The 2,704-nt window shown below is 67.6% G+C and carries 3 protein-coding genes; 2 read left to right on the top strand and 1 reads right to left on the bottom strand.

Annotated features, from left to right (window positions below; genetic code table 11):
- Nucleotides 1–136 precede the first annotated feature (136 nt).
- Nucleotides 137–964 (top strand): tyrosine-type recombinase/integrase, encoded by an 828-nt coding sequence (locus ACI2LW_RS33625; protein ID WP_404735051.1) that lies wholly within the window; start codon nt 137–139, stop codon nt 962–964.
- A 29-nt stretch (nt 965–993) separates the two neighbouring features.
- Nucleotides 994–1,764, top strand: coding sequence for a transposase (locus ACI2LW_RS33620; protein WP_404735050.1), 771 nt, complete (start codon nt 994–996; stop codon nt 1,762–1,764).
- A 263-nt stretch (nt 1,765–2,027) separates the two neighbouring features.
- On the opposite strand, the gene ACI2LW_RS33615 is transcribed toward ACI2LW_RS33620, so the two are convergent.
- On the bottom strand, nt 2,028–2,435 hold the full coding sequence (locus ACI2LW_RS33615; RefSeq protein WP_404735049.1) for an acyl-CoA thioester hydrolase/BAAT C-terminal domain-containing protein: 408 nt from the start codon (nt 2,433–2,435) through the stop codon (nt 2,028–2,030).
- Nucleotides 2,436–2,704: the final 269 nt, after the last annotated feature.

Raw genomic sequence — 2,704 nt, 5'->3', positions numbered from 1 at the left:
CCTGGCTGCACTTCTACAACACTGGCCGCCGACACACTGCGCTCGGCGGCCAGCCACCGATCACCCGACTGTCACCAAAGTCATGACCGGGTACACCTAGCTCAAGCGGCGGCACGTCGAACGCTATCGGCAGTGGCTGCTGGAGCGTCCGGCCGCCCGCGGAGGACCGCTGCACCGGCACACCATCCGCGACCGCCTCAGCAAACTCCGCGGCTTCTTCCGCCGCCTGGACGAGTGGGACGCCGCCGACCGGCCGTCCCGCCAGCTGATCTTCGACAGCGACTTCCCGATCGCGGACGAACCACGGCCCCGTTTCCTGGACGACGCCGCGGCCGCCAAACTGCTGGCGGTCGCTCGCCAGGACCCCGATCCGTTCACCCGGCTGGCCATCGAGATCCTCGCCCGCACCGGGATGCGCCGCAGCGAGATGCTCGGCCTCACCATCGACGCGGTCGTGCAGATCGGCTCCGTCTACTGGCTCCGCGTCCCGGTCGGCAAGATGCACACCGACCGCTACGTTCCCTTGCACCCGCAGCTCAAGACGCTGCTGGACGACTGGCTGCTGCACCGGCCCGAGGGCCTGCACTCGAACCTGCTGTTCACCGACCACGGCCGTCCGGTCAACGCCTCCCGCATCGAGGCCGCGGTCCGCAAGGCCGCCCCGCAGGCCGGACTCGGCCGGGTCACGCCGCACCAGCTGCGGCATACTCTGGCCACCCAGGCGATCAACCGGGGCATGTCCCTGGAGGCCATCGCCGCACTGCTCGGTCACCGGTCGTTGTCCATGACACGTGTTTACGCGCGAATCGCCGACCGGACCGTCGCCGACGAGTACTTCGCCGTCTCGGAGAAGGTCGAGGCACTCTACGACGCCCCGCTCCAGCTACCGGCCGACGCCGAGGGCTCGGAGATGGCCAAGCTCCGCCGGGAGATGCACCGCAGGATGCTAAGGGCTGTCCCGTAACTGCTGGTCACGGGTGAGATGATCTTGCTGTGTCTGGTGTGATCACGGCCTCGGAGCCCTCCTGGACAGCCCCGTTCACCGGGCTGAGCCCTCGCCAGTTCGGCAAGCTGATCACCGCTCTGCGGCGTGAGGGTGCAGACCCCGTCCGCAAGGGCCGGCCCTGGAGTCTGCCGCTGGAGGACCGCGTGCTCCTGGTCGCCGCGTACTGGCGGACGAACCTGACCCCGCGCCAGCTGGCGCCTCTGTTCGGGGTGTCCAAGTCCGCGGCCGACCGCATCATCGACCATCTCGGGCCCGCGCTCGCGCTCCAGCAGCGCAAGCGGTTCCGCAAGGACGCCGTGCTGATCGTGGACGGAACCCTGGTCCCGACCCGCGACCACACCGTCGCCGAGCAGTCCAAGAACTACCGGTACTCCACCAACCACCAGGTGGTCATCGACGCCGACACCCGGCTTGTCGTCGCGGTCGGCCGGCCGCTGCCCGGCAACCGGAACGACTGCAAGGCGTGGGAGCTGTCCGGTGCGGAAGACGTCGTCGGGAAGACCACGGTCGTCGCAGATGGCGGCTACCGGGGTACCGGCCTGGTCATCCCGCACCGCCGCGAGAAAGGCCAGGCCCAGCTCCCAGCGTGGAAGGAGGAACACAATGCCTCCCACCGCAGAGTCCGTGCCCGCGTGGAGCACGTCTTCGCCCGGATGAAGGGCTGGAAGATCCTTCGCGACTGCCGCCTGAAAGGCGACGGCGTTCACCACGCCATGCTCGGCATCGCCCGCCTGCACAACCTCCTCCTTGCCGTGTGACGCAGAAGCCAGCAGGCCACCAGGCACGTCAAAGATCATTTACGGGACAGCCCTTAGGCAACGGCTACTGCGCTCGCCCCGTCGAGATGGACTGCCACTTCGAGTCGATCTGCGAATCGTGCACGTTCTTCGTCACCACGATCGAGTTCCGGCCCACCCTCGAACGCCAGCGAGACGATGCGACAGCGAAGGGACAAGTCGCACGCGAGCGGATCTTTGACGGACTCCTCAGCAGACTCGACGGAGAAGCCTCCTGACGAGCATCAGGAACTGTGGTGAGCCGTGCTGCTGAGCCTGTCGAGGATGTGTGACCACGCAGCCTGTCCCAGGAGCGCGTCAGCTTGGGGCGTGCCTCCGTACAGGAAGTGCGGGGAGGCCGGCGCCGGGCTTTCGCCGGGAAAGCGTGGTCGGTGGCCGGCATCATGGCGGGCGATCAGATGCGCGGTGGTCCCGGCTGAGCGTCGGCGTTCTGCCAGTTGTTCAGCGAAGCGGAGAGAGGGCCACATCGCGTCGTCGCCGCCGGCGACGAGCACCAGATCGGCCCGGACTTCGTCGACGGGGATCTCTGCCCGAGGGAGCAGGTGAGCGAAGCTCTGCTCGCTGATTTCGTACCATCCGCGGATAGCGACCGGGCCGCTTCCCGAGTTCGCGGGGGTCCAGGAATCATCCATCGGAACAAAAGGCAGTGGCTGCCCCTGCCAAGTCCACGAAGAGCGATACGGGCGCTGTTCCCCATCGAGGCCCGGGCCCACATTGCACCAGACTCGCGAGGTGGGTGACACCGCGATGACAACGTCCACGCGCGGGCCGTGCACGGACGTGAGCAGAGCTGCTTCAGCTCCCTTAGGGCTGTCCCGTAACTGCTGGTCACGGGTGAGATGATCTTGCCGTGGCTGGTGTGATCACGGCGTCGGAGCCGTCCTGGATAGCCCCGTTCACC

The sequence above is a fragment of the Streptomyces sp. NPDC004065 genome (assembly GCF_044903565.1).
Taxonomy (GTDB): domain Bacteria; phylum Actinomycetota; class Actinomycetes; order Streptomycetales; family Streptomycetaceae; genus Streptomyces.
This window is presented reverse-complemented; position numbering and strand designations above follow the sequence as displayed.

What these genes read in the sequence shown, in the direction of transcription:
- ACI2LW_RS33615 (WP_404735049.1), bottom strand. Translation starts at nt 2,435, where the DNA reads ATGGATGATTCCTGGACCCCCGCGAACTCGGGAAGCGGCCCGGTCGCT.